This window comes from Aliiroseovarius marinus (assembly GCF_050881025.1).
GTDB classification, from domain to species: domain Bacteria; phylum Pseudomonadota; class Alphaproteobacteria; order Rhodobacterales; family Rhodobacteraceae; genus Aliiroseovarius; species Aliiroseovarius marinus_A.
On sequence record NZ_JBNNXQ010000002.1, the window covers coordinates 278,062 to 302,531 of the forward strand.

Genomic DNA, 24,470 nt, shown 5'->3' on the forward strand with positions numbered 1-24,470 from the left:
CCGCCTGCCTGAAACGGGCTTGCCCAATGCTTGACCCATGCTTGACCCGGTGCCGCGCATCGGGTCAAGTGACCCCATGTTTCCCATCCGAGACCATAACCCGTCCACCCGCACACCCGTCGTGACTTACGGCCTTCTAGGTCTGAACACGCTGGTTTTTCTGTTCATGTGGCCGCTCTATGGCAGCCACGCGGCGACAGATTTATTCATGAGCTATGGCATGATCCCCGCGCGTTTGTCGGACGGGGCGGGCACGCTGACACTAATAAGCTCGATGTTCCTGCATGGGGGCTTCATGCATTTCGCGGGTAACATGCTGTTTTTGTGGATTTTTGGGGATAATCTGGAAGACATGCTGGGGCATGGCCGCTTCTTGGGGTTTTATCTCCTCGCCGGTATTTTGGCCGCCCTCGCACAGTTTGCAGGCGACCCGGCCAGCCCGGTGCCCATCGTGGGGGCCTCTGGTGCCATCGCAGGCGTGATGGGGGGCTATCTGCTGCTCTTTCCCAAGGCACGTGTGGACATTCTGTTAATCATTGTGATCATCTTCAAGATCGTGCCGGTTCCGGCTTGGCTGATGCTGATCCTGTGGTTCGGGCTGCAACTGTTCAACTCAGCTGCCAGCTTTGGCGGCGACGCGGGCGGCGTGGCCCATTTGGCCCATGCAGGAGGTTTCATCGCGGGTTTCGTGATGGTCCTGCCCCTGTGGCGCCGCTTGGGCGGGGCGTCTTTTTGGGATCGAACGAGTGGCCATCCGGATCATCCCGAGGCCCGCTACAGACTGACACGCAGCAACGTGCCGCAAGTCGGTCGGCGCAAATAAAGCGTTTCGACCTTCCCCCATCTCGGGTGAAAGCCGACACGGCTTAGCCATCAATCTCGAATGTCGACAGGCTTTTGCTGATTTGCTGGGCCAGACCCGGGATGTTGGCATTGACCGTGAAAGCCATCGCCAAACCCAGCATGACGAGCGCGGCGGTCATCACGATCCAGTCGATCGTGACGGCACCATCTTCATCCAGATAGCGCCGACGCAGTTGTTCCCAAAGGTTAATAAGTCTGTCCATGCCCCTGCATTTGCTTGCAAAATAAGGCGGCAATATGACCAGCAGAGCAGTTTTTTGCAGAAAGCAAACTCACGCGTCGCGTACAATTCCCGAGAACTTCTCGAAAATCGGTTCATTTGCGGCAATGATCGTGCCGTCCTCAAGGATCGACCCATCAGCATCCATAGGCTGCACCAGCCCGCCCGCTTCCTTCACAATCAACAGGCCCGCGGCCAAATCCCAAGCGTTCAGGCTGCGCTCCCAATAGCCATCGTAACGACCAGCGGCCACATAGGCCAGATCCAGCGCAGCAGAACCGAAGCGCCGCACACCAGCGGTCGACGGCAAAATGCGCGCCAGATCCTGCAGGGTTTCGGGCAGGTCCGCACGGCCCCCGAAAGGCAGACCAGTGGCAAAAATACACTCGATCATGCGCGAGCGGCCAGACACGCGCAGACGGCTTTGATTAAGCCACGCGCCTTCGCCCTTCTCGGCATAGAACATCTCGTCCTTGGCAGCGTCATAGACCACGCCAGCAATGATTTCACCCTTGTGCTCCAGCGCAATCGAGATCGCCCAATGGGGCAGACCGTGCAGGAAATTCGTGGTGCCATCCAAGGGATCGACGATCCAGCGACGGGTCGGGTCCTTGCCCTCGGCCGCGCCGCCCTCTTCAGCCAGCCAGCCATAGTTGGGGCGCGCTTCCATCAGCTCTTCACGGATGATCTTTTCAGCGGCGATGTCGGCCTTGGACACAAAGTCGCCCGCGCCCTTCATCGACACCTGCAGGTTCTCGACCTCGCGGAAGTCCTTTACAAGGCTCCGACCCGCGGCGCGCGCGGCCTTGATCATCACGTTCAGATTTGCACTGCCTTGCATGGAAAGGACTCCTGATGTTTCAAACGGCGCGTATACGCCCAGATACCTTGTTTGCCAAGCCCGAAAGCCAGTTTACGCGCGCTGAAGCTTAACGGGTTCGGATCGGCACAACCGGATCATATGCGCCATGAAGGGCACCATCGTATCTTCGTCGCGCGTGGCGGCATACATGCGCTTTGACAGCCCGCCGTCGGTCAGGCTTTTGGTCACATAGTCGGGATTGTTTTTCACGTCCGTCAACACCCAATCCGGCAACACGGTCACGCCCCGCCCAGCCGCCACCAACATCAAAATCACCTCGGTCATTTCCACTTGCCTTGTGCCGCGCGGCTCTATGCGCGCCGGGGTCAACAGGCCCGTAAACACGTCGATCTTGGATCGGTCTACCGGGTAGGTCAGCAGAAATTCCTCTTCAAAATCTTCTGCATCCACATAGGGCACATCCGCCAAACGGTGACCTGCTGCGGCAACGAAACGTGGCTCGTAGTCGAAGAGTGGCGAGAAGGTGATGCCCGGCATGTCCACCGGGTCGGACGAGATAACAAAATCCACCTCTTCGCGCCGCAGCGCCTCGATCGCGTCAAAGGCCAGCCGCTGACGGATGTCCAGATCCACATCGGGCCAGGCATGGCGCAGCTTATCAAGCACGGGAAACAGCCAGTCGAAACAGGCGTGGCATTCAATGGCGATATGCAGCCGCCCAGAGCGCCCGGATTTCAGCGCCCGGAACTCCTCTTCCAACCGGGCCACTTCGGGCAGTATTTGTTCCGCCAGCCTGAGCAGCTTCATGCCCGCTGGGCTCAGGCGCATCGGTTTGGTGCGGCGGTGAAACAGTTCCATCCCCACCTGATCTTCCAACCCTTTGATCTGGTGGCTCAGGGCCGATTGCGTGATGTGCAGAATATCTGCCGCCCGCGCCAAAGAGCCTGATTGATGGATTGCGCGGATGGTGCGCAGGTGGCGAAACTCCAGATACATGTGCAAGACTCATGTTTAATGTGAGAATTATGAATTTGTCTCACAATGCCCCATCTGGCACAAGTGGCGAAACCAGACAAACCTTGCCGAGGCTGCCATGACCACGCCGAATATCTCTTTCGAGTTCTTTCCCCCGCAATCGCTGGATGCCTCGTTCCGCCTGTGGGAAACCGTGCGCGAGCTGGCCCCGCTGGACCCCAATTTCGTGTCCGTCACCTATGGCGCGGGCGGCACGACCCGCGAGCTGACCCATGATGCCGTGGGCACGATCCACAAACATTACGGCCTGAATGTCGCCGCGCACCTGACCTGTGTCGAAGCCAGCCGGGAAGAAACCCTGACCATCGCCAAAGGCTATGCCGAGGTTGGCGTGAAAGAGATCGTGGCCCTGCGCGGCGACGCGCCCAAAGGGTCTGACACGTTTACGGCGCGTGAGGATGGCTTTGCCAACTCGGTTGAGCTGATCGAAGCGCTTGCCGATACCGGCGACTTCCATATCCGCGTGGGCGCCTATCCCGATCCCCACCCCGAAGCCGCCGATACGGATGCTGATGTCGCTTGGCTAAAGCGCAAGGTCGATGCAGGCGCAAGCTCGGCCATCACCCAATTCTTCTTTGAAGCCGACACGTTTTTCCGCTTCCGTGACAAATGCGAAAAGGCGGGCATTGATGTCCCGATCATCCCCGGCATTTTGCCCATCGAAAACTGGAAAGGTGTGCGCAAATTCGCCGAGCGCTGCGGCACAGCCATTCCCAACTGGCTTGATGATGCATTCCAAAAGGCGGCGCGGGACGATCGCACGGACCTTCTGGCGACGGCATTGTGCAGCGAGCTGTGCTCGGACCTGATCGATGGCGGCGTCACGGACCTGCATTTCTATACGCTGAACAAACCGGCCCTGACCCGCGACGTGACCCGCGCGCTTGGCGTCACGCCGCGCGTATCCCTGAAAGACGTGGCTTAAAGCGTTTCGACTTATTGTTGAGGCACGACAATAAGTCGAAACGCTCTAAACGCCTGAAACATCGCGTCACTTTCCACCGCGACCCGGCGTCAGCCTTGCCCAGCCGCCCCGCACAGGTCAGCATTCCCTTGCGTAAATACGGAGGGACCCCATGACGCTGATTGCTTCATCTTTTGATGACTTGCCCGGACCCGAGCTCACCGCTTCAATGTCCGGGCTTGATTTCATGCGCGGCGTGCTGGACGGCACCGTGCCCGGTCCCCCCATTGGTCAGGCCCTGAATTATCACCTGCATTCGGTTGAAGACGGGCGGGTTGCCTTCCGGGGCACACCTCTTTTTGACCATTGCAACCCGATGGGCACCGTTCACGGCGGATGGTATGGCACCCTTCTGGACAGCGCGATGGCCTGTGCCGTCATGACCCGCGTGCCCAAAGGATCGGTCTATACAACCCTTGAATACAAAGTGAATATTCTACGGCCGATCCCGCTGGGCGCCGAGATTGAAGCCACGGCAGAAATCCAGCACGCGGGCCGGTCCACCGGGATTTCCAATGGTGAAATTCGCGGGGTCGAAGACGGTAAACTTTATGCCACCGGCTCCACCACCTGCATCATCATGGCCCGCGCCTAGAGCGTTTCGAGACTAGAGCGCCAGTGACTGAACCGTCACCGTGTCGACCGCGCCATAGCCATTGAAGCGCGTGACCGTGGCCGTGCTATAGGCGCCCATGCCCGCGAACAGCAGATAATCCTCTTCCGCAAGATCAGCGGGCAGGCTCAAGGGATCGGGAAGCTGGTCAATGGAATCACAGGTTGGCCCAAAAACAACACGGGCGGTTGTCTTGCCGGTATGTACGCCCCCCTGCACCGGCACAGTGGTCAGGCGATCCGGCACCCCGATTGACGGAGCTTCGGACAATGCGCCGTAAATACCGTCATTCAGATAGACGGCGCCGTCTTCACGAATGGCTTTCACGCGCAGGCCAAGGGTAAAGGCCTCGGCGACCATGGCCCGGCCCGGTTCACAGACCAGTTCAGGACGCGCATCGCCAAATTCCAACGCGACCGCCGCGTGGATGGCATGAAAGATGGCCTCCAGATCCGGAGCCGTGCCCCGATTGGCCGCAAAGCCGCCACCCACATTCAACCGGCGCAGTTTTACCCCGGCCGCACGCGCCACGTCGGCGCATTGCGACACATAGGCCACCCATGCCCCCGGGTCAGCGCATTGTGTACCGGGATGAAAAGTCATCGAAGGGATATAACCCGCGGCTCTCACCTCTTTCAAAAGCGCGACAGCATGATCGGGGTCCGCCCCGAACTTATCGCCAAAATGATAGGCGGCACCTTCCACCGGAAGGCGCAACCTGACAGCAATTTCAACACCTTCGGGCTGAACTTGTTCTTTCAGCTTGGACAGTTCTCGCGCGCTGTCGACCGAGTATGAACGCACGCCCAGGGCCACGGCCTCGGCGATCTCTTCGCGCCCACGCACAGGGTTGTTGTAGTGCATTTCAACATCACGCGACACAGCACGCAGCGCACGCATTTCCGCAGGGCTGGCCACATCAAACGCCTGCAATCCGGCGGTCACAAGGTTTTCCAGCACCATGGGCGCATCATTGGCCTTCACCGCATAGGTCACCAACCCATCAAACCCAGCGATGAACCGACGCGCCGTGGCTTGCAGCACCGCAGGTGCGAAATACAAGACCGGTTGCACGGGCTGTTCGGATTTCAGATGCGACTTGGGCGTCAGCCAGATCGAGGGTTGCCTGCTCATGGTATTTTCCGTGTTCCTGTTGGCGCTATATCAAGAATCACAATCTCGCCCGTCGATTTCCAGTGGCATTCCGGGCGATTTGCAGGTTAAGTTTCGTCAAAATGCACCAGGGAGCGAACAAATGGACGACACTGACCGTGAGCTATTGGCACAGCTGGAGGGTAACGCACGCCTGCCCGTCGCCACGCTGGCCCGCCGACTGGGACTGGCCCGATCCACGGTACAGGCCCGGATCGAACGCCTTGAAGAGAAAGGCATAATCGCCGGATACGCCCTGCGCCTTGGGGACGCGGCACGGGGTGACCGCATCCGCGCCACGGTGCTGATTTCCATCGAACCGCGGTCAACCCCGGCGGTTCTGGCGCGGCTCAAAACCCTCACACAGGTCGAAGCCGCCCACACGGCATCAGGCCGGTGGGACATGATCCTGCATGTGGCCGCGCCTTCAACGGCGCAGCTTGACGAAGTGCTCGATGCCATTGGTGAGATTGACGGGGTAAAAAGCTCTGAAAGTCTGATCCACCTCTCGACGCGGATTGACCGGCTGGGGTAAGACTGCCCGAAAAGCAAACAATATTAGAGATTTGAGCGAGGCGATCATGTGCGAGTTGACCATCAACACTGTCCCGACGCAGCCCATCGAGGGCCAGGTTCCCGGCACGTCCGGCTTGCGCAAGAAGGTCGAGGTCTTTGCCGACCCCGGCTACCTCGAAACTTATACTCAGGCCATTTTCAACGCCATTCAGCCCCGCGGCAAAGAGCTTGTCCTGGGGGGCGATGGGCGGTTCTTCAACCGCGAAGCCATGCAAACCATTTTGCGCATGGCGGCAGCCAACGGGGTCGCCCGCGTCATCGTCGGGCAGAACGGCATTCTGTCGACCCCAGCGGCAAGCCATCTGATCCGCAAACGCGCGGCTTTTGGTGGGTTGATCCTATCGGCCAGCCACAACCCCGGCGGCCCAAAAGGCGATTTTGGCCTTAAATACAACATCGCGAATGGTGGCCCCGCGCCCGAAGACATCACCGACACCATCGTCGCCTGTGCCCAAAACATCGACGCCTATTACATCGCCAACGGTGAGGCCCCGAGCCTGTCCACGATAGGCGAAAGCCAGCTTGGGGACATGGTGATCGAGGTGGTCGACCCCGTGGATGATTACGCCGCCTTGATGGCCGAGCTTTTCAACTTCACCGCCATCCGCAGCCTGATCGCCAGCGGTTTCACCCTGCGCTTTGATGCAATGCATGCGGTGACCGGGCCTTACGCAACTGAAATCCTGGTGAACCGGTTGGGCGCACCTGCAAAATCGGTACTGAACGGCACCCCAAGCGAGGATTTCGGCGGCGGCCATCCAGACCCCAACCCGGTCTGGGCCAAGCCCCTATTTGACCTGTTGCACGGTCCCGAAGCGCCGGATTTCGGTGCGGCCTCGGATGGGGATGGGGATCGCAACATGATTCTTGGACGCGATATCTATGTCACGCCCTCGGACAGTCTGGCCGTGTTGGCGGCAAACGCGCATCTTGTTCCCGGCTATGCGGGTGGGATCACCGGCGTCGCCCGCTCGATGCCGACCTCCGCCGCCTCGGATCGCGTGGCAGAGGCGCTTGGTATCGAGGCCTTCCAGACCCCCACGGGCTGGAAGTATTTCGGCACGCTTCTGGACGCCGGGCGGGCCACGCTGTGCGGCGAAGAAAGTGCAGGCACCGGGTCTAACCATGTGCGCGAGAAAGACGGGCTTTGGGCCGTGCTTCTGTGGCTGAACATCCTCGCCGTGAAACGCCAAAGTGTGAAACAGATCCTGACCGATCACTGGGCGAAATTCGGGCGGGATTATTATTCGCGCCACGACTACGAAAGCATCGACAGCACCGCGGCAAACGCCCTGATGTCCGAGCTGAAATCAAACCTCGCCGCTCTTCCCGGGCAGAAAGCTGCAGGGCTGGTGATCAAATCGGCCGAGGATTTCGCCTATACCGATCCGATCAGCGGCGCAGCCACCACCGGGCAGGGGGTTATCCTGACCTACGAGGGGGGCGCACGGGCCATGTTGCGCCTGTCCGGCACAGGCACCGAAGGCGCAACGCTGCGCGTCTATCTGGAGCAATATGCACCACCCGGCGCCGCCTTGGACCGTGACGCGCAAGACGCTTTGTCCGCCGTGATTGCCGCCACAAAGGCGGTGGCGCGCATCCCTGAACACACGGGGCGCGATCATCCCGACGTGATCAGCTGATCCGGCGCTCACCCGCCCGATCAAGCCCCGCTTGCAACCACCCGCTTGTGTTTTTGCGCAGACTCCCCTGCCAAGCCTTTCCCTTTGCCGCCCACTTGGGTAAACGGTCTTGGATTTATCGGATTTGGGACGACCACCATGGCCATGGACAAGACCTTCGACGCAAGCGCCTCAGAGGCGCGCATCTATGCGAAATGGGAAAGCTCGGGCGCCTTCAAGGCAGGCGCAAACGCCAAGCCGGGCGCGGATAGCTTCACCATCATGATCCCGCCGCCCAATGTGACCGGCGCGCTGCACCTTGGCCACGCCTTCAACAACACGCTGCAGGACATCCTGATCCGCTGGCACCGCATGCGCGGCTTCGACACGCTGTGGCAGCCCGGTCAGGACCACGCGGGCATCGCCACACAGCTTCAGGTCGAAAAGATGCTGGCCGAGACGCAGCAGCCCGGTCGCCGTGATCTGGGCCGCGAGAAGTTTCTTGAGAAGGTCTGGGAGTGGAAAGGCGAATACGGCTCGACCATCATCGAACAGCTGAAACGTCTGGGATCCACCTGCGACTGGTCGCGCAACGCCTTCACCATGGCCGGTGCGCCGGGCGATCCGCGCGTCGGGCACGAAAACTCGGCCAACTTCCACGACGCCGTTCTGAAGGTCTTCGTGGACATGTACGACAAGGGGCTGATTTATCGCGGCAAGCGTCTGGTCAACTGGGACCCGCATTTCGAAACCGCGATTTCCGATCTGGAGGTCGAGAATATCGAGACCCCCGGCCATATGTGGCACTTCAAATACCCGCTGGCCGGTGGCGCGACCTACACTTACGTCGAGAAGGACGAGGACGGGAACGTCACGCTCACCGAAGAGCGCGACTATATCTCAATCGCGACGACCCGCCCGGAAACCATGCTGGGCGATGGCGCCGTTGCCGTGCACCCCGATGATGAACGCTATGCGCCCATCGTGGGCAAGCTTTGCGAAATCCCCGTGGGCCCGAAAGAGCATCGCCGCCTGATCCCGATCATCACCGATGAATACCCGGACATGAACTTCGGCTCGGGCGCGGTGAAAATCACCGGCGCGCATGACTTCAACGACTATCAGGTCGCCAAGCGCGGCGGCATCCCGATGTATTCGCTGATGGACACCCGCGGCGCGATGCGGGCCGATGGTCGCGCTTACGCCGAAGAAGCCGAGATCGCTCAGCGCATTGCGAATGGCGAAGAGGATTTCGACGAGGCAAAAATCGCCGCGATGAACCTTGTGCCGGATGAGTATCGCGGGCTGGACCGGTTCGAGGCCCGCAAGCTGGTGGTCGATCAGATCACCGCCGAAGGTCTGGCCGTGATGCATGACGTCACACGCACCGAGAAGGATGACGAAGGGAACGAGACCCAAATCACCGAGACCGTACCATACGTCGAGAATAAGCCGATCATGCAGCCCTTCGGTGACCGCTCGAAAGTGGTGATCGAACCGATGCTGACCGACCAGTGGTTCGTAGATGCCGAGAAGATCGCCGGCCCCGCGCTGGAGGCTGTGCGGGGTGGCGACGTGAAAATCCTGCCCGAAAGCGGCGAGAAGACCTTCTATCACTGGCTGGAGAATATCGAGCCGTGGTGTATCTCGCGTCAGCTGTGGTGGGGACATCAGGTGCCGGTTTGGTATGGGCCGAAGGTGCACTACCAAGAAAACAGTGATGGCTCCTTGGACTTTGAAATCGACTTTTCGGAAGTCACCGCCTTTTGCGCGGATAGTGAGAGCGAGGCTTTGGAGCAAGCCCGTAGCTACTACGGCATTGATGCTCGTGCATTTGGTGATGAGGCAGAAGCCAAAGCTGCTGCAGCGAACCCAAAAAGCCTTATGGCGGTGCCACTTTTTCGCGATCCCGATGTGCTGGACACATGGTTCTCATCGGGCCTTTGGCCCTTCGGCACGCTGGGCTGGCCGCAAGACACCGATGAGCTGAACCGTTTCTTCCCCGGTGACGTGCTGATCACCGGTCAGGACATCCTGTTCTTCTGGGTCGCGCGCATGATGATGATGTCTCAGGCCGTCTGCCACAAGAACCCGTTCCACACGGTCTATCTGCACGGGCTTGTCCGTGACGAGAAGGGCAAGAAAATGTCCAAGACCACGGGCAATGTGATCGACCCGCTCGAGATCATTGACGAATACGGCGCGGATGCGTTGCGGTTTACGAATACCGCAATGGCCTCGATCGGGGGCGTGTTGAAAATGTCCAAGGATCGTGTCGCCGGATACCGGAATTTCGGCACCAAACTTTGGAATGCTGCAAGATTTGCCGAGATGAACGACTGTAAACCGGTCGCTGATTTCGACCCGAAAAGCCCGGCCCAGACGGTGAACCGCTGGATCATCTCGGAAACCGCGAAAATCCGCGAGGATGTGGACGCAGCCCTGACAGCCTATCGTTTCAACGACGCAGCACACGGGCTCTATGCATATGTCTGGGGCAAGGTCTGCGACTGGTATGTGGAGTTCTCGAAGCCGCTTCTGAACTCGGAAGACGAGGCCGTCGTGGCCGAAACCCGCGCGACCATGGCATGGGTCATCGACCAGTGTCTGATCATGCTGCACCCGATCATGCCCTTCGTCACCGAAGAGCTGTGGGGCCAGATCGCCGAGCGCCCCAAAATGCTGATCCACGCCGATTGGCCGGAATACGGTGCCGAGTTGACGGATGAGGACGCCGCGCGCGAGATGAACTGGGTGATTTCGCTGATCGAAAACATCCGTTCGGCGCGGTCGCAGATGCATGTTCCGGCGGGTTTGAAAATCCCGGTGATCCAGCAGGAACTGGATGCTGCTGGGCGCACTGCCTTGGACAACAACCAAGCGTTGGTGATGCGCATGGCCCGCGTTGACTCGATCACGGAAATGGCTGAGCTGCCGAAGGGCTGTATCACGGTTGCCGTGGCGGGGGGCATCTTCGCCCTTCCACTGGCCGAGATCATCGACGTGGACGAAGAGATTGCGCGGCTTGAGAAGTCACTGGGCAAGCTGGCCAAGGAATTGGGCGGTCTGCGCGGGCGTTTGAAGAACCCGAAATTCGCAGAGAACGCCCCACCCGAGGTCTTGGCCGAGACGAAGGCGAACCTCGCCGCCCGCGAAGAGGAAGAGGCGACGCTGAACGCGGCGCTGGATCGTCTGAAAGAAATCTAAGGGACAGGCCGGGGAAACCCGGCCTTTTCTTTGGCGCGGTTCATGGCACCAGCTTTTCAACCGCGCGCATCATGCCCATGGATTTGTCATAGACCAGCGTCAGCACCCGGCGCATCGGCGGTGTTTTGGAAGCCTGCACCGCCACCTGCGGCAGTCGCGTGGCCGCCCCCGCAGCGGCGGCAGAGGCAAGGAATGTGCGGCGATTCATCTGAGGCATGGTGTCCCCCCCAACTTGTTAAGAACCATTCTTAGTTAGTCACGATCCGGCCAATTTCAACCTTGTCCGCCTGCGCCTGCCCTGCTCTAACGCCAATATGACCAAGACATATGCCCGCCTGACCCCGCTTGCTGCCAGCCTGCCTTCGACTGTGCCCTTTGTTGGCCCTGAAACGCAGGAACGCGCCCGTGGCCGTGCGTTTTCTGCACGCCTTGGGGCAAATGAGAACACGTTTGGCCCCTCGCCCAACGCCATCGCGGCGATGGCAGATGCCGCACGCGACGTTTGGATGTATGGCGACCCGGAAAACCATGATTTGCGCCACGCCCTTGCTGCGCATCACGGCATTTCACCGGAAAACATCACCGTGGGCGAAGGCATCGACGGGCTGTTGGGCTATCTGGTGCGGTTGCTGATCGGGTCGGGCGACAAGGTTGTCACATCACAAGGCGCCTATCCGACCTTCAACTACCACGTGGCAGGCTTCGGCGGCGAGCTGGAAACGGTGCCCTACAAGGACGACCGCGAAGACCCCGACGCCCTGATCGCCAAAGCGGCAGAGGTCGGCGCGAAACTTGTCTATATCGCCAACCCGGACAACCCGATGGGCACGTGGCACGACGCAGACACGATCCAGCGTATGATCAACACCGTGCCCGAGGGATGTGTGCTGGTACTGGACGAGGCCTACATCGAATTCGCCCCGGATGGCACCGCGCCTGCCTTCGACACCAACGATCCGCGCGTTGTCAGAATGCGCACGTTCTCAAAGGCTTACGGGATGGCGGGCGGGCGCGTTGGTTATGCGATTGGCACAGAGGAGTTGATCACCGCCTTCCACAAGATCCGCAACCATTTCGGCATGTGCCGGATCAGCCAGGCGGGCGCATTGGCGGCTTTGAGGGATCAAGCGCATCTTGAGAAAACGATCACGCAGGTCGCAAAAGCCCGCGGTCGAATTGACCAAATCGCACGGGACAATGGCCTGACCACCCTGCCCTCGGCCACGAATTTCGTCGCCGTGGATTGTGGGCAAGATGCCAACTTTGCCAAGGCGGTGCTGGATGCCCTGATAGATTTGGACATCTTTGCGCGTATGCCTTTTGCGGCCCCTCAAAACCGCTGCATTCGCATCTCGGCAGGTCGTCCTGAAGACATGGACGCCTTCGAGGCCGCGTTACCAAAGGCGCTCGCGGTCGCAAGGCGCAGCTAGCAAGGTATACTGCGCACCCCCGCCGACCCCTAAGGGTGCGTCAGCATCCTGAAGCGGGTCGGAACCTCAGGCTTCCGAGATCACCTTCGCCGCAGCGCTCAGTCCACCCGACCCATGTTCAATGCCCAGCGCGAGCATGCCAGCCTCCATCGCCGAGAGCGCGCTCATCACCATCGCCGCATTCACGTGGCCCATATGCCCAAGGCGAAAAAACCCATCCCCTTTGGGGTCATCTTCGGTCGACATCCCCAACCCGATCCCAAGCGTGATGCCTGTCTTTTCCGCGCACCATTTGCGCAAAGCCGTCCCATTGGGCGCCCCGATATGAAGCGCCGTCACCGCGCGTGACCGGTCAGACCGCTCGGCCACGTTCAACTCCAAGGGACCAGCCTTCGCCCAGACCTCCAATGCCGCCCAAATCGCGCGGGCCAGATGATCATGGCGCGCCCAAACGGCTTCGATCCCGCCCTCTTCGGCAATCATCGCAAGGGATTCCCGCAGGCCATAAAGGTGATGGGTGGGGGCCGTACCTCCGAAATACTGGTAAAACAGATCAGGGGCGACGCGCGGTTGCCAGTCCCAATAGCGCGATACTCGTTCCATTTGGTTTCGGCGTTCTGCCGCCTTATCACTGAAGAACACCAATCCCAGCCCCGGCGGCACCATCAACCCCTTTTGCGATGCTGCCACGGCCACATCCACGCCCCAGCCATCCATCTCAAACCGGTCACATCCCATCGAGGCGATGCAATCCACCATCAGCAAAGCCGGGTGCCCCGCCGCATCCATCGCAGCCCGCACCGCCGCCACATCATTCAGGATCGAGGTCGACGTATCCACATGGGTCAGAAGCACCGCTTTCAGCGCATGAGATCTGTCCGCCCTCAACACCGCTTCAACACGTGACGGATCAACAGGGGCGTGAAGGCCAAATTCCTCGACCTGCGCGGCAATCCCAAGGCCTGCGGCCATCTCGTGCCACCCATGCCCGAACCGACCTGTGCAGAGCGACAATACCTGATCGCCCGGCGCAAGAACGTTGGACAAGGCTGCTTCCCACGCGCCGTGACCGTTCGAAATATAGATCGCGGCGTGGTGTCGGGTGCGCGCGACGGACTTTAGACCCTCGATCAGGTCGGGCATCATCTGCACGATCTCGCCGTCATAGATATTGGGCGCTGCCCGATGCATGGCCCGCAGCACGCGATCAGGCATCACAGAGGGGCCGGGGATGGCAAGATAGGAGCGGCCGTGTGCAAGTGTCATGACGTTTTCCATTTCAAGATACTCAAGCGGTAATCGCAGGCCCCCTTAAGGTCAACGCCCCTGCGCTTGTCTCATGCGGCCCGACAAGTTACATCCGGATAGACTTGCCCGCGATCATCGGGCCCAACCCGGACACGCACCGATGTTCAGACAGTTGAAAGCCCAGATCAAGAAACGCGAACGCGCGTGGAAGACCTCGTTCGGCACGGATATCTCGACCCCTGAAGGCCGGCGCGCGGCGCGGCGTCACAACAATCTTGTCGATCATGCATTTCTGCGCCGGTTGCTGCCCAATCGCTATCAACTCAGCGCAGATGCCTGGCGGTCCAACCAGCCCGACCCGGTGCATTTTCCGGCACTTGAAGACGCCGGGATCAAAACGGTGATTAACCTGCGGGGCCCGGATATCTACTCTTACTATTTGTTCGAGGTTGAAGCCTGTCAGGATTACGGCATGACCCTTGTCGATCACACGCTGTTTGCACGCGTATTGGGCAGTGCCGATGACTATCTGAAGCTGCTCGACATCATGGAAAACGCCGAAAAGCCTATGCTGATCCACTGTAAATCCGGCGCCGATCGCACCGGGATTGCGGCAGCGTTTTACCTTTTGGATCAACAGGGTGCGACACCCGATGCGGCGCGCCGGCAATTGTCGATCAAATATGCCCATCAGCGTTGGTCAAAGGCCGGAATTCTGGATGCCCTGATTGACGCCTATGCAGATCATCACGCAAAAGACCCGATCGGATTGCGCGACTGGCTGCGCGATCACTACGACCCCGAGGCCATCACCGACGCCTTCAATGCGAAACGGAAACCACAATGAGCAACGTGCGACCCGACCAGAAAGAGATGATCCGCTGGCTCTGGCGCGGCTACATGCGGGCCTATCGACTGCCACTTTTTGCGGCGATGCTCTTGATGCTGGCCGAAGGTCTGGCATTGGGCGGGCTGAGCTACATGATCAGACCCATGTTCGATGTGGCGTTTTCCTCCGGATCAACGCAGGCGATCATAACTGTGGCACTGATCGTTGCGGGTATTTTCATCGTCCGTGCTTTTGCCGCTTTGGGTCACCGCGTGCTGATGGTTCACGTCGGGCAACGCGTGGCCGCAAAACTGCAATCAGATATGGTTGCGCATATGCTGACACTGGACAGCACGTATTTCAGGGACAACTCACCCGGCACGCTGATGGAACGGGTGCGCGGCGACGCACAAGCGATTGCCACGATCTGGGAGGTCGTTCTGGCCGCCGTGGCCCGTGATGTTGTGTCGCTTCTGGCGCTGCTGGCCGTGGCCATTTCCATTGATTGGCTCTGGGTGGTCGTCGCCATCGCGGCGGCGCCTGTGCTGACCTATCCAATGGGAAAACTGCAAAAGCGCGTGCGCCGTACGACCACGGACAGCCGGGGCGCTGCGGCCCAGATCTCGACCCGGCTGGACGAGATTTTCCACGGCATCAACTCGATCAAGCTCTCTGGCACCGAACGCCACGAACAATCCCGCGTGGATCGCGAAATCAGCGCGTTTGCAAAGACCCATCTTCAAAGCCAGGCCAACCAAGGGGCGATTGTCGCAATGGTCGACATCATTGCGGCCGTGGGGTTCTTCGGCGTGTTGGTCTATGGCGGGCTGCAGATCAATGCGGGCGAAAAGACCGTAGGCGAGTTCATGAGCTTCTTCACCGCTATGGCTTTGGTCTTCGATCCGCTGCGCAATCTGGGCAAAGTGTCGGGCGGGTGGCAGGCGGCCATCGCCAGCCTTGTGCGCATCCGCGACGTGTTTGCGCAGCGACCGACAATTCTGTCACCAAAGACCCCTGCATTGCCGCCGGCCGAAGCAAGCAAAGCCGATATCGTCCTGAAAGATGTGAACTTTGCTTATGGCGACACGCCGATCCTGCGCGATGCCAGCTTTACGGCTGAGGCCGGGAAAACCACAGCATTGGTCGGGGCATCAGGCGCCGGGAAAAGCACGGTCTTCAACCTGCTGACACGTCTGGCAGATGCGAAAACCGGCGAGGTCTCGATCGGTGGGGCCGACGTCACCTCTTTGCCTCTGGATCAATTGAGGAACCTGTTTTCCGTCGTCAGCCAAGAGGCTTTGCTGTTTGACGAAAGCCTGCGCGACAACATCCTGATGGGGCGCAAAGACGTAGATGACGCCACCATGAAACATGCGCTGGATACGGCGCATGTGGCCGACTTTGTCCCGCGGCTTGAAAACGGATTGGACAGCCCGGCGGGGCCGCGCGGGTCGAACCTGTCCGGTGGCCAGCGCCAACGGGTTGCGATTGCCCGCGCCGTTTTGCGCGACGCACCTGTGCTGCTTTTGGACGAAGCGACCTCGGCGCTGGACACCAAATCTGAAAAGCTGGTGCAAGAGGCGCTGGATACGCTGTCCAAGGGCCGCACCACGCTGGTCATTGCGCACCGCCTGTCCACCGTGCGCGATGCCGACAAGATCGTGGTGATGGATCAGGGCCGGGTTGTGGATCAGGGCACACATGACGAATTGCTGGCACGCGGCGGGCTTTATGCCCAGCTTTATAACCTGCAGTTTCAGGATGGCGCCGCTGGGCCACAGCCCAGCTCCGGGCGCGAGGAGGGCAGGTCTTCCCTGCCCGCCGAGACCCCGGACCCCGCCCGTTGGTCCTTTCGCCGCCTCTTCACCGGTGGGATCTTCGGCCGCAAGCGCGGCTGACCCCTTTTTTCCGGCCGCTCAGCGCCTATATTGACCCGCGACAGGAGAGCTTCATGACCGACCGAACCGTGCTTAAAATCACCGGCGCTGACCGCGAGAGCTTTCTTCAGGGCCTTGTCACAAATGACGTGACCGGCCTGAAGGATGGGCTGGTTTACGCAGCCCTTCTGACCCCGCAAGGCAAGTATCTGGCGGATTTTTTCCTCGTTCCAGCTGATGCGGCCGTGCTTGTGGATGTGTCCACACCGCTGGCACAATCGCTGGCGCAGCGCCTGAATATGTACAAACTCCGGGCGGATGTGACGATTGAAGCCACCGAAATCACCCCGGCCCGCGGCTTGGGGCCAGCGCCTGACGGCGCATTCGCCGACCCGCGCCACACAGCGCTTGGCTGGCGTGCCTATGATGGCCGCGCGAGTGATGCCGATGTCGATTGGGAGGCAATCCGGGTGGCCCATTGCATCCCCGAAACCGGGATTGAGCTGACCACCGACAGTTACATTCTTGAAGCCGGCTTCGAACGGCTGAACGGCGTCGACTTTCGCAAAGGGTGTTATGTGGGTCAGGAGGTCACGGCCCGCATGAAGCACAAGACCGCGTTGAAAAAGGGACTGGCCAGCGTCAGCGTGGATGGTGCGGCCCCGGTGGGCAGCGCGATCACACGGGACGGAAAATCCGTGGGCAGTTTGTTCACGCAATCCGGGGGTAAGGCCATTGCGTATTTGCGGTTTGACCGGGCCGCAGGCGACATGACTGCGGGACCGGCCCGCGTGGTTTGGGACGGCAGCGTATAAAGGGGCGCTGCCCCCGCCTGATTTTCCTGCGGAAACTCAGGCTCCCCCGAGGTATTTCGAACAAGAAAATAAGGGGCACTGTACGGGATTAGGCGTGGCGCCATTTTCCATGGCCGATCCCGTCCAGCGTATAGGCGCCAATACCGTATCGGATCAGGCGCAGAGTTGGATGGCCAACCGCCGCTGTCATACGACGCACTTGCCGGTTCTTGCCTTCGGTGATTTTCAATTCGATCCAGCTGTCCGGCACGGATTTGCGCACCCGAATAGGCGGATCACGCAGCCACAGCCCCGCTGGTTCTTCGATCCGTCGCGCCTTGGCGGGGCGAGTGCGCCCGTCTTTCAAATCAAGGCCATTTCTAAGGGACTGAAGCGCAGCCTCGTCCGGGATGCCTTCGACCTGCACCCAATAGGTCTTTGCAAGCTTGTGCTTTGGATTTGAAAGCTTTGCCTGCAGCCCACCATCATCCGTCAGCACCAACAACCCTTCGCTGTCTCGATCCAGCCGCCCGGCCGCATAGACACCCGGCAGGTCGATATAATCCGACAAAGTTTGCCGATCGCTGCCTTCATTCCCCTTGTCGGTGAATTGCGACAACACATTAAACGGCTTGTTGAACAGGATCGTCGTCATCGTGGCCTCAACCAAAGCGTTTCCAGATTACGTTGACTGAACGTGATGTGGAAACGCTGTAAAAAAGGGCAGAGCGCGTGCCCTGCCCCTTTGCCAACCTGGTCGCGCCATCATGCGCGTTCAGAATATTCCATGGTCTCGGTATTGACCACGATCGCCTCGCCTTGCGCCACAAAGGGGGGCACGGTGATGCGCACGCCATTGTCCAGCAAAGCAGGTTTGAAGCTGTTGGCTGCTGTCTGCCCCTTCACGACCGGCTCGGTCTCTTCCACTGTGCAGGTGACTTTCTGCGGCAAGGTCGCATTGAGCGCTTCGGTATCGTAAAACTCAACCACGATGGTCATACCATCTTGCAGGAACGGGCGACGTTCCCCCAGAAGGTCTGCCGAGATCTGGTTTTGCTCATAGGTTTCAGTATCCATGAAGATCAGCATCCCGTCATCTTCATAAAGGAACTGCTGGTCTTTTTGTTCCAGACGCACCCGTTCGACCTTGTCCGCCGACCGGAACCGTTCGTTCAGTTTCGAACCATTGCGCAGGTTTTTCAGTTCGACCTGCGCAAATGCGCCACCTTTTCCCGGTTTTACGTGGTCAACTTTGACCGCGGCCCACAGGCCGTCATTGTGCTCCAGCACGTTGCCGGGACGAATTTCATTGCCATTGATCTTGGGCATGCAGGAAAACCCCTTTGAAAGCTTGATCTTTGTTGGCTCGCACCTATATCTTGGCGGTCTGCCTGTGACAAGGCGTGCATCTGGTCGCGGCCAGCCCTGAAATATGACAGCTATGCGACAGACGCATGGCAGGCATGTAACAGCAGGGATACCGAATCGCTTGGAAAAAGCGATATTGGCCGTCACGCCAGAAACCGCAAGAGCAAGAATAATAAAGGACGACCATGCTGGACTCCGTAGACGGTACCGCTTTCAATAACGAACAGGGCAACCGCGCGCGCAAGCTTTTCGCTGCCGTTGTGCTTGCTGCTCTGGACGATGCCATTGCCGATGACAAGAAATACGGCAACGGACCTGATCAGATCGCCCGCTGGGCGCGTTCGCGCGATGGCCGCGAGGTGTTGAGCTGTGCAGGCATCGACCCCAACGAACGCGTTGTGAACGGGCTGATGGACTTTGTCTCGAAAGGTGTGCGGACTTCGGTTGCGCTGAGCCGCGAGGAAAGTGAACGTCGCAATGCAGCCCAGGCCGAAGCTGCCTGAGTCTGAGCTAAATACGCCATGAAAGACGCGCCCAATGGGCGCGTTTTTTCGTTTGTCGCCTGCGCATGGTCGGATCAAGGCTGGGCAGGATCATCAAAACGGCCTAATCATCACGCATGACCAAAGCGATAATGATTCAAGGCGCAGGCTCGAATGTGGGGAAATCCCTGCTGGTCGCGGGCATCGCACGGGCCGCGCGGACAAGGGGCCTGAAGGTCGCGCCGTTCAAGCCACAAAACATGTCCAACAACGCAGCCGTCACCATCGATGGTGGAGAGATCGGGCGCGCGCAGGCTTTGCAGGCACGCGCCTGTGGGCTGGAGCCGATCGTCGACATGAACCCGGTGCTTTTGAAACCTGAAACGGACACGGGCGCGCAGGTCATCGTTCAGGGAAAGCGCTTTGCCACGATGAAGGCGCGCGACTATGGGCAGGCGAAGGCCAAGCTGATGCCGCACGTGTTGGAAAGCTTTCACCGACTCGCCGCAACCTGTGACCTTATCTTGGTCGAAGGCGCCGGCAGCCCGGCCGAGGTCAATTTGCGAGCCGGAGACATCGCCAATATGGGCTTTGCCGAAGCGGCAGATATTCCCGTCATTCTGGCCGGGGATATCGACCGCGGTGGTGTCATCGCGCAGCTGGTGGGCACAAACGCCGTGTTGCCCGAGGCAGACCGGTCCCGCATCAAGGCATTCCTTGTGAACAAGTTTCGTGGCGACCCCAGCCTCTTTACCGACGGTGCGGCAGAGATCGCACGCCTGACCGGTTGGCGCGATCTGGGCACCCTGCCCTGGTTTGCCGACGCGTGGCGCCTGCCTGCCGAAGACGTCATGGACATTGCGACGCGCGCGGGTGGCGGGTTTAAGATCGCGGTGCCCCGGCTGAACCGAATTGCAAATTTCGACGATCTTGACCCGCTGGTGAATGAACCGGACGTCACGGTCGATATCATCGAGCCGGGCCGCCCCCTGCCCGGCGATGCCGATCTTGTGCTGATCCCCGGTTCAAAATCAACCATTGCCGATCTGGCCGATTTTCGCGCGCAAGGCTGGGACATTGATCTGGCCGCCCATATCCGCCGTGGCGGCCATGTGCTTGGTATTTGCGGTGGCTACCAGATGCTGGGCCAAAAAATCATTGATGCGGACGGTCTGGAAGGACCGGCCGGTGCGGTGGATGGGCTTGGACATCTGGATGTCATCACCCGGCTAGCCCCGCGCAAAACATTGGCGCTGACCCAGGCGCAGCATCTGAAAAGCGGACTGGACGTGCACGGCTACGAGATCCACCTAGGCCAGACAGAGGGCCCGGACTGCGATCGCGCCTGGCTGTCAATTGCCAGCCGCCCTGAAGGTGCCGCCAACACCACAGGACGGATCATGGGGTGCTACCTGCATGGGCTTTTTGCGGCAGACGGGTTTCGTCAGCACTATCTATCCGGGCTAGGGGCCACTAGCACCGGCTTGGGATACGAACAGACAATCGACGCGGTGCTGGACGATCTGGGTGCACATATGGAGCGGCATCTGAATATGGACATGCTCCTGTCGCTGACCGGCGATATCAAAACCCGCTAAGCGCAAGCTAAAGGATTTCGATTTATTGTTGAGGCACGACAATAAGTCAAAACGCGCGGAACCTACAATGTCGTGGGCGTTTCGAATAGTTCCAAAGAGGTACCAAACGCGATCAGGTCACGCGCGCGCCGCTTATTCCATGGATTTCAAGGTCAGGCTGCGTTCAATCTCTTTGCGCACCATGCGACGGATGGATTGGGTGATTTTCTCGCCCACTTCTCCGCGCAACTCTTCTCGCACAAGTCGTGAAACCAGTTCCCGCAGATACACTTCGTCAATGATCGCGGTGTCATCGCCCACAACTTCATCCGCATCGCGCGCGGCAATGTGATCATAGCGATCTGCCCCAGCAGCCCCTGCGGGCTCTACGGGATCAATATCAATCGTAGGCGTTTCTTCCATGCCAGCACTGCCGGGTGGCGGTGGGCTGTCTTCCCAGACCAGCGCTTCAATTGCGGGATCAAGTGGCGCTTCTTCAACCGTTTCGACCACGACATCCTGTGGCGCGCTTTCCTCGTCATCCGCAGCCGGAGCTTGCGCCTCTCGCGCTTCCTGGCGCGCACGGGCCGCGTGGAACATCAGCATCTCGGCCTGCAGCGTGTCTTCTCCGCCATCAGGCTCCCAGGCTTCGTTGCTGGCATTGATCACCGCCTCCAGACCTTCCGCCGCTGTTTCAGGCGTCGGTTCTGCAACTGCGGTTGGCCAGTCTTCTGCGTCTTGCGCATCTTCTGCTGCGACCTCGTGCGAGGTCACATCATGAGAAACTTCGTCTGGCTGCGCGGCTTGATCGCCGGTCTCTTCATCTTCGTCTTGCCCAGAAACGTTGTCAGACACCTCAGCCGCAGACTGATCTTCCGGGCTGTCTGCGTGATCTTCTGGCTGGGCAATGGGTTGCACAAGCTCCAGCACAGGCGCGGCTTCAGCGGTGGGTTCAGCAACCTGTTCAACCTCCGTATCGACAGAAGTCTCCTGAGCGGCTTCCGCGTCAGCATCGGCTTGCACGGCATCTTCACCCGACGCGTCATCCGTTACATCCTCGGCCACATCATCATGCACGCGGAATGCGGGGGTCAGCACCAGTTTTCCATCTGAAGCGGGGCCTGAGGCCTCTTGTGGCGCATTGCCTTCAGAGATCAGGCGGCGAATCGACGACAGCACATCTTCGATATCTGCATTGGTGACCGGGTCTGACATTCAACTATACCTGCACTATTGGGCTCATACCCGGTTTAGCCGGGCTTGCTTAACAGAAGATTACCCAGAGAATACCTAATGAGAGCGCAGCACACAACGTTGCACGGCAGCGTGGCTGATTATCACTTCTTGCCCAGCGCTTCCAAAAGCGTATCCAACCGCTTGCCCTGAGGGCTGACCCGATGGATCGGAGCACTCTTCACCGTGTTGTAATAAGCGTCCGCATCATAGGTCACCAGTCCAAGTTTCAGGTGTTCGGCCGTCAAAAGCCCCATCGCGGACAGTAGCGAATAATACGCAAGCTGCTGGTTGGACTGCGCCGAAATACGGGCGTCCTGCGCGTTCAGAAGCTCTTGCTCCGCGTTCAGCACGTCCAGGGTCGTCCGCGAGCCAAGGCTGGCCTCTTCCCGCGCGCCGCGCAACGCCACGCGGCTGGCGCGAATCTGACGCTCTGTCGCTTCCAAAGACGCCGTCGCAATCGCGATTTGCGCCCAAGCCCCGGCAACACCCTGATCGACGGCGATGCGGGCCTGATGAAGTCCTGCACGCGCGGCTTCGGACTGTGCAACTGCCTTGCGATACCGCGCTGCCAATTCACCGCCCTTATAGATGGTGCCCTGAAGCACAAGGCCTACGGACCCATCGACCGTGTCAGAACCGGGCGGCAAGGCCGAGCTGTCTTTCCAAGTCGCCTGCGCCTGCCCGGCCAGCGATGGCAGTGGCGCGGTTTTGGCAAGCTCAACAGCAATATCCGCTGCCGCGACATTGTGCTGCGCGGCCAGAATGTCCGGGTGAGTCTGTCGGGCGACCGCCTTGGCCGCATCCAGCGTTTTCACGGTCACAGGACGGCGCGGCAGAGCGTGCAAACGCCCCGGATACGCGCCGGTGGCTGCTTTGTATTCTTCACGAGCAATTGCAAGATTGCCTTGCGCGGCGGCTTCTCCTGACCGGGCAGCGGCCAGACGGGCCTGCGCCAGAGCGACATCGGTCTGGGTCACCTCGCCCACCTCAAACCGGTCATTGGCGGCCCGCAGTTCCTGCGTCAAAACCCGCACCGAATTGGACTGCAGCTGAACGTTTTCAGAGGCAGAGCGCACATCAAGAAAAGCTTTCACAGCGCGCAAAAGCACCTGCTGTTCCACACCGACAAGCGCATCACGCGTGGCCTGAACGGTTTCCTTGCTGGCCGCCACGCCCATCTTTCCACGCCCGAAGTTATAAATCAGGAACTGAGATGTCAGCTGCGCCGATGTTCCCCAGCTGCCGGTGTTGGGCAAGTTGAGATTTGTATCAGTATATCCGTGGCTGATCACATAGGTCAGCGTCGGGCGAAGTGATGATTGCGCAATGGCGACATCCTCGCTTGCCGCCCGCAATGTGGCCTGATTTTGCTTCAGAAGACCGCTGTGCTTATACGCCGCCACCATCGCATCCGACAGGCTTTCAGCAAAGCTTGCCTGTGCAGACACCACAGCCATTGCCGCTGCGCAGACAGAAACAGACATTGCCTTACCAACCCGCGATCGGGCCATGTTTCCAAATCGCATCGTCACACCTACTTCCATCTCGGCTTTGCCGGCCCAAGGCCGTCACAGCACCTGTTTAAAATCTAGAGAACGAACCCTCGCGGGGCTTCAAACCCGGGGATCAGCGGCGCGCCGGCAGCAAAAGCATGGCGCCAGACCATTTCGTTATCAATCTTGTATCCAACACGCACGGTGCCCAGCTTTCCGTCGGCGAAAATACAGGTGATCCGTCCACCATCTTTCAACTGATCGGTCAGGGTGGTCGGCACCTCTTCCACTGCGCCTTGGATCATGATCGCATCATAGGGACCGTTCTTTGCGTTGCCTTCGGTCAAAGGTCCGGCAATCACCGCAACATTATCAGCGCCATGCTCGGACAGCGCGGTCTGGGCCTCTCCAGCCATCGCCTCGTCTTCCTCGACGGCAACGACGAAATCAGCCATGCGCGAAAGAATGGCCGCGCTATAGCCAAGCCCACATCCCAAATCCAACACCACTTCGTCGGACTGAATATCGATTGCATCCAGCATCTTGGCCAAAGTGCGCGGCTCCAGAACCACGCGCCCGCCGCCCAGATCGACGTTTTCGCCCATATAGGCGGCCTCACGCTTGGAATCCGGCACGTAATCTTCGCGCGGAACACTCAGCATGGCGTCAATAATTGGAAATTTGGTTACATCCGAGGGACGAACCTGTGTGTCCACCATCATGGTGCGGCGCGTTGCGAAATCGGTCATGGCTAGCCTATTCAATGTGAGACATCGGACCTGTCTTGCCACAGATAAGCAGGCGCAGCAATCCCGCAAGGCGTTGCCATCTGATTTCCACAACAATTGTGAGCACTGAGACCGAAGCGCCCATCAATTCGTGCATTTAATCAGCTTGAGAAAGACGTTTCCCGCTGGACATCGACCCAAAAGAGCGGCTAGAGAACGCGCACACCACGGATGGCGAGTTGGCGGAGTGGTGACGCAGCGGATTGCAAATCCGTGTACACCGGTTCGATTCCGGTACTCGCCTCCAAGTATTTTCGAGCACTTAGCCGATC

At 59.6% G+C, this 24,470-nt stretch carries 23 protein-coding genes and 1 tRNA gene; 13 read left to right on the forward strand and 11 right to left on the reverse strand.

Translation table 11 applies throughout. The annotated features are described in order from the left end of the window. Positions 1 to 76 precede the first annotated feature (76 nt). Entirely contained in the window at positions 77 to 823 is a 747-nt protein-coding gene (locus ACRY08_RS06825) for a rhomboid family intramembrane serine protease (RefSeq protein WP_432449142.1), read from the forward strand. 43 nt (positions 824 to 866) lie between these two features. On the opposite strand, the gene ACRY08_RS06830 is transcribed toward ACRY08_RS06825, so the two are convergent. The 3 genes from ACRY08_RS06830 to ACRY08_RS06840 form a co-directional block, all read right to left on the reverse strand. Further along, positions 867 to 1,067: a hypothetical protein gene (locus ACRY08_RS06830; protein WP_432449144.1), complete on the reverse strand. Its 201-nt coding sequence runs from the start codon at positions 1,065 to 1,067 to the stop codon at positions 867 to 869. A 69-nt stretch (positions 1,068 to 1,136) separates the two neighbouring features. Further along, the gene (locus ACRY08_RS06835; protein WP_432449145.1) at positions 1,137 to 1,925 is read right to left on the reverse strand and encodes an inositol monophosphatase family protein; all 789 of its coding nucleotides are present in this window, start codon (positions 1,923 to 1,925) and stop codon (positions 1,137 to 1,139) included. A 72-nt stretch (positions 1,926 to 1,997) separates the two neighbouring features. Continuing rightward, entirely contained in the window at positions 1,998 to 2,903 is a 906-nt protein-coding gene (locus ACRY08_RS06840; protein WP_432449146.1) for a LysR substrate-binding domain-containing protein, read from the reverse strand. Between the two features lie 97 nt (positions 2,904 to 3,000). On the opposite strand from ACRY08_RS06840, the gene metF reads away from it, so the two are divergent. Together metF and ACRY08_RS06850 are read left to right on the forward strand one after the other, a co-directional pair. Next, positions 3,001 to 3,867, forward strand: coding sequence for a methylenetetrahydrofolate reductase [NAD(P)H] (gene metF / locus ACRY08_RS06845; protein WP_432449147.1), 867 nt, complete (start codon positions 3,001 to 3,003; stop codon positions 3,865 to 3,867). Between the two features lie 151 nt (positions 3,868 to 4,018). Continuing rightward, positions 4,019 to 4,501, forward strand: coding sequence for a PaaI family thioesterase (locus ACRY08_RS06850; RefSeq protein WP_432449148.1), 483 nt, complete (start codon positions 4,019 to 4,021; stop codon positions 4,499 to 4,501). 12 nt (positions 4,502 to 4,513) lie between these two features. Here ACRY08_RS06850 and ACRY08_RS06855 read toward each other — a convergent pair whose 3' ends face one another. Beyond that, complete coding sequence (locus ACRY08_RS06855) at positions 4,514 to 5,653, reverse strand: type III PLP-dependent enzyme (protein ID WP_432449149.1); 1,140 nt, start codon at positions 5,651 to 5,653, stop codon at positions 4,514 to 4,516. A gap of 121 nt (positions 5,654 to 5,774) precedes the next feature. Here ACRY08_RS06855 and ACRY08_RS06860 point away from each other — a divergent pair, with 121 nt between their 5' ends. The 3 genes from ACRY08_RS06860 (at position 5,775) to ACRY08_RS06870 (ending at position 11,076) form a co-directional block, all read left to right on the forward strand. Further along, positions 5,775 to 6,206: an Lrp/AsnC family transcriptional regulator gene (locus tag ACRY08_RS06860; RefSeq protein WP_432449150.1), complete on the forward strand. Its 432-nt coding sequence runs from the start codon at positions 5,775 to 5,777 to the stop codon at positions 6,204 to 6,206. A gap of 55 nt (positions 6,207 to 6,261) precedes the next feature. Next, positions 6,262 to 7,890 (forward strand): alpha-D-glucose phosphate-specific phosphoglucomutase, encoded by a 1,629-nt coding sequence (locus tag ACRY08_RS06865; protein WP_432449613.1) that lies wholly within the window; start codon positions 6,262 to 6,264, stop codon positions 7,888 to 7,890. Between the two features lie 138 nt (positions 7,891 to 8,028). Beyond that, positions 8,029 to 11,076, forward strand: a complete 3,048-nt coding sequence (locus ACRY08_RS06870; protein ID WP_432449151.1) for a valine--tRNA ligase — start codon at positions 8,029 to 8,031, stop codon at positions 11,074 to 11,076. A gap of 40 nt (positions 11,077 to 11,116) precedes the next feature. On the opposite strand, the gene ACRY08_RS06875 is transcribed toward ACRY08_RS06870, so the two are convergent. Further along, positions 11,117 to 11,293, reverse strand: coding sequence for a Tat pathway signal protein (locus tag ACRY08_RS06875; protein WP_432449152.1), 177 nt, complete (start codon positions 11,291 to 11,293; stop codon positions 11,117 to 11,119). 97 nt (positions 11,294 to 11,390) lie between these two features. On the opposite strand from ACRY08_RS06875, the gene ACRY08_RS06880 reads away from it, so the two are divergent. Then, positions 11,391 to 12,506, forward strand: coding sequence for a pyridoxal phosphate-dependent aminotransferase (locus ACRY08_RS06880; RefSeq protein ID WP_432449153.1), 1,116 nt, complete (start codon positions 11,391 to 11,393; stop codon positions 12,504 to 12,506). Positions 12,507 to 12,572: 66 nt separating this feature from the next. Here the strand turns inward: ACRY08_RS06880 and ACRY08_RS06885 are convergent, their stop codons facing one another. Then, entirely contained in the window at positions 12,573 to 13,772 is a 1,200-nt protein-coding gene (locus ACRY08_RS06885; protein ID WP_432449154.1) for a pyridoxal-phosphate-dependent aminotransferase family protein, read from the reverse strand. Positions 13,773 to 13,914: 142 nt separating this feature from the next. Between ACRY08_RS06885 and ACRY08_RS06890 the strand changes: the two genes are divergently transcribed. The 3 genes from ACRY08_RS06890 to ACRY08_RS06900 are packed head-to-tail and all read left to right on the forward strand — an operon-like array spanning position 13,915 to position 17,275. Then, positions 13,915 to 14,601: a tyrosine-protein phosphatase gene (locus ACRY08_RS06890; RefSeq protein WP_432449155.1), complete on the forward strand. Its 687-nt coding sequence runs from the start codon at positions 13,915 to 13,917 to the stop codon at positions 14,599 to 14,601. Next, positions 14,598 to 16,481 carry an ABC transporter ATP-binding protein gene (locus ACRY08_RS06895; RefSeq protein WP_432449156.1) on the forward strand — a complete coding sequence of 628 codons (1,884 nt, stop codon included), beginning with the start codon at positions 14,598 to 14,600 and terminating at the stop codon, positions 16,479 to 16,481. The genes ACRY08_RS06890 and ACRY08_RS06895 overlap by 4 nt, the downstream gene beginning before the upstream one ends. Before the next feature lie 53 nt (positions 16,482 to 16,534). Continuing rightward, the gene (locus ACRY08_RS06900; protein ID WP_432449157.1) at positions 16,535 to 17,275 is read left to right on the forward strand and encodes a YgfZ/GcvT domain-containing protein; all 741 of its coding nucleotides are present in this window, start codon (positions 16,535 to 16,537) and stop codon (positions 17,273 to 17,275) included. Positions 17,276 to 17,363: 88 nt separating this feature from the next. On the opposite strand, the gene ACRY08_RS06905 is transcribed toward ACRY08_RS06900, so the two are convergent. Both ACRY08_RS06905 and efp read right to left on the reverse strand, forming a co-directional pair. After that, positions 17,364 to 17,909, reverse strand: a complete 546-nt coding sequence (locus ACRY08_RS06905) for an rRNA large subunit pseudouridine synthase E (RefSeq protein ID WP_432449158.1) — start codon at positions 17,907 to 17,909, stop codon at positions 17,364 to 17,366. Between the two features lie 110 nt (positions 17,910 to 18,019). Next, a complete protein-coding gene (efp, locus tag ACRY08_RS06910) occupies positions 18,020 to 18,583 on the reverse strand; it encodes an elongation factor P (protein ID WP_432449159.1) in 564 nt (187 codons plus the stop codon). A 224-nt stretch (positions 18,584 to 18,807) separates the two neighbouring features. Here efp and ACRY08_RS06915 point away from each other — a divergent pair, with 224 nt between their 5' ends. Together ACRY08_RS06915 and ACRY08_RS06920 are read left to right on the forward strand one after the other, a co-directional pair. Next, positions 18,808 to 19,125, forward strand: a complete 318-nt coding sequence (locus ACRY08_RS06915; protein WP_432449160.1) for a DUF6280 family protein — start codon at positions 18,808 to 18,810, stop codon at positions 19,123 to 19,125. Positions 19,126 to 19,241: 116 nt separating this feature from the next. Then, positions 19,242 to 20,702: a cobyric acid synthase gene (locus tag ACRY08_RS06920; protein ID WP_432449162.1), complete on the forward strand. Its 1,461-nt coding sequence runs from the start codon at positions 19,242 to 19,244 to the stop codon at positions 20,700 to 20,702. 132 nt (positions 20,703 to 20,834) lie between these two features. Here ACRY08_RS06920 and ACRY08_RS06925 read toward each other — a convergent pair whose 3' ends face one another. The 3 genes from ACRY08_RS06925 to ACRY08_RS06935 all read right to left on the reverse strand — a co-directional run bounded on the left by ACRY08_RS06925 (position 20,835) and on the right by ACRY08_RS06935 (position 24,159). Next, complete coding sequence (locus ACRY08_RS06925) at positions 20,835 to 21,896, reverse strand: hypothetical protein (protein WP_432449163.1); 1,062 nt, start codon at positions 21,894 to 21,896, stop codon at positions 20,835 to 20,837. A 122-nt stretch (positions 21,897 to 22,018) separates the two neighbouring features. Then, positions 22,019 to 23,401, reverse strand: a complete 1,383-nt coding sequence (locus ACRY08_RS06930) for a TolC family outer membrane protein (protein ID WP_432449164.1) — start codon at positions 23,399 to 23,401, stop codon at positions 22,019 to 22,021. A gap of 104 nt (positions 23,402 to 23,505) precedes the next feature. Further along, on the reverse strand, positions 23,506 to 24,159 hold the full coding sequence (locus ACRY08_RS06935) for a protein-L-isoaspartate O-methyltransferase family protein (protein ID WP_432449165.1): 654 nt from the start codon (positions 24,157 to 24,159) through the stop codon (positions 23,506 to 23,508). A 212-nt stretch (positions 24,160 to 24,371) separates the two neighbouring features. Between ACRY08_RS06935 and ACRY08_RS06940 the strand changes: the two genes are divergently transcribed. Continuing rightward, positions 24,372 to 24,445 (forward strand) — tRNA-Cys (locus ACRY08_RS06940). Positions 24,446 to 24,470: the final 25 nt, after the last annotated feature.

Bases quoted from the DNA above. Each gene is read 5' to 3' on its own strand.
- ACRY08_RS06825 (WP_432449142.1), top strand. From the start codon at position 77: ATGTTTCCCATCCGAGACCATAACCCGTCCACCCGCACACCCGTCGTG.
- ACRY08_RS06830 (WP_432449144.1), bottom strand. From the start codon at position 1,067: ATGGACAGACTTATTAACCTTTGGGAACAACTGCGTCGGCGCTATCTG.
- ACRY08_RS06835 (WP_432449145.1), bottom strand. From the start codon at position 1,925: ATGCAAGGCAGTGCAAATCTGAACGTGATGATCAAGGCCGCGCGCGCC.
- ACRY08_RS06840 (WP_432449146.1), bottom strand. From the start codon at position 2,903: ATGTATCTGGAGTTTCGCCACCTGCGCACCATCCGCGCAATCCATCAA.
- metF (WP_432449147.1), top strand. From the start codon at position 3,001: ATGACCACGCCGAATATCTCTTTCGAGTTCTTTCCCCCGCAATCGCTG.
- ACRY08_RS06850 (WP_432449148.1), top strand. From the start codon at position 4,019: ATGACGCTGATTGCTTCATCTTTTGATGACTTGCCCGGACCCGAGCTC.
- ACRY08_RS06855 (WP_432449149.1), bottom strand. From the start codon at position 5,653: ATGAGCAGGCAACCCTCGATCTGGCTGACGCCCAAGTCGCATCTGAAA.
- ACRY08_RS06860 (WP_432449150.1), top strand. From the start codon at position 5,775: ATGGACGACACTGACCGTGAGCTATTGGCACAGCTGGAGGGTAACGCA.
- ACRY08_RS06870 (WP_432449151.1), top strand. From the start codon at position 8,029: ATGGCCATGGACAAGACCTTCGACGCAAGCGCCTCAGAGGCGCGCATC.
- ACRY08_RS06875 (WP_432449152.1), bottom strand. From the start codon at position 11,293: ATGCCTCAGATGAATCGCCGCACATTCCTTGCCTCTGCCGCCGCTGCG.
- ACRY08_RS06880 (WP_432449153.1), top strand. From the start codon at position 11,391: ATGACCAAGACATATGCCCGCCTGACCCCGCTTGCTGCCAGCCTGCCT.
- ACRY08_RS06885 (WP_432449154.1), bottom strand. From the start codon at position 13,772: ATGACACTTGCACACGGCCGCTCCTATCTTGCCATCCCCGGCCCCTCT.
- ACRY08_RS06890 (WP_432449155.1), top strand. From the start codon at position 13,915: ATGTTCAGACAGTTGAAAGCCCAGATCAAGAAACGCGAACGCGCGTGG.
- ACRY08_RS06895 (WP_432449156.1), top strand. From the start codon at position 14,598: ATGAGCAACGTGCGACCCGACCAGAAAGAGATGATCCGCTGGCTCTGG.
- ACRY08_RS06900 (WP_432449157.1), top strand. From the start codon at position 16,535: ATGACCGACCGAACCGTGCTTAAAATCACCGGCGCTGACCGCGAGAGC.
- ACRY08_RS06905 (WP_432449158.1), bottom strand. From the start codon at position 17,909: ATGACGACGATCCTGTTCAACAAGCCGTTTAATGTGTTGTCGCAATTC.
- efp (WP_432449159.1), bottom strand. From the start codon at position 18,583: ATGCCCAAGATCAATGGCAATGAAATTCGTCCCGGCAACGTGCTGGAG.
- ACRY08_RS06915 (WP_432449160.1), top strand. From the start codon at position 18,808: ATGCTGGACTCCGTAGACGGTACCGCTTTCAATAACGAACAGGGCAAC.
- ACRY08_RS06920 (WP_432449162.1), top strand. From the start codon at position 19,242: ATGACCAAAGCGATAATGATTCAAGGCGCAGGCTCGAATGTGGGGAAA.
- ACRY08_RS06925 (WP_432449163.1), bottom strand. From the start codon at position 21,896: ATGTCAGACCCGGTCACCAATGCAGATATCGAAGATGTGCTGTCGTCG.
- ACRY08_RS06930 (WP_432449164.1), bottom strand. From the start codon at position 23,401: ATGTCTGTTTCTGTCTGCGCAGCGGCAATGGCTGTGGTGTCTGCACAG.
- ACRY08_RS06935 (WP_432449165.1), bottom strand. From the start codon at position 24,159: ATGACCGATTTCGCAACGCGCCGCACCATGATGGTGGACACACAGGTT.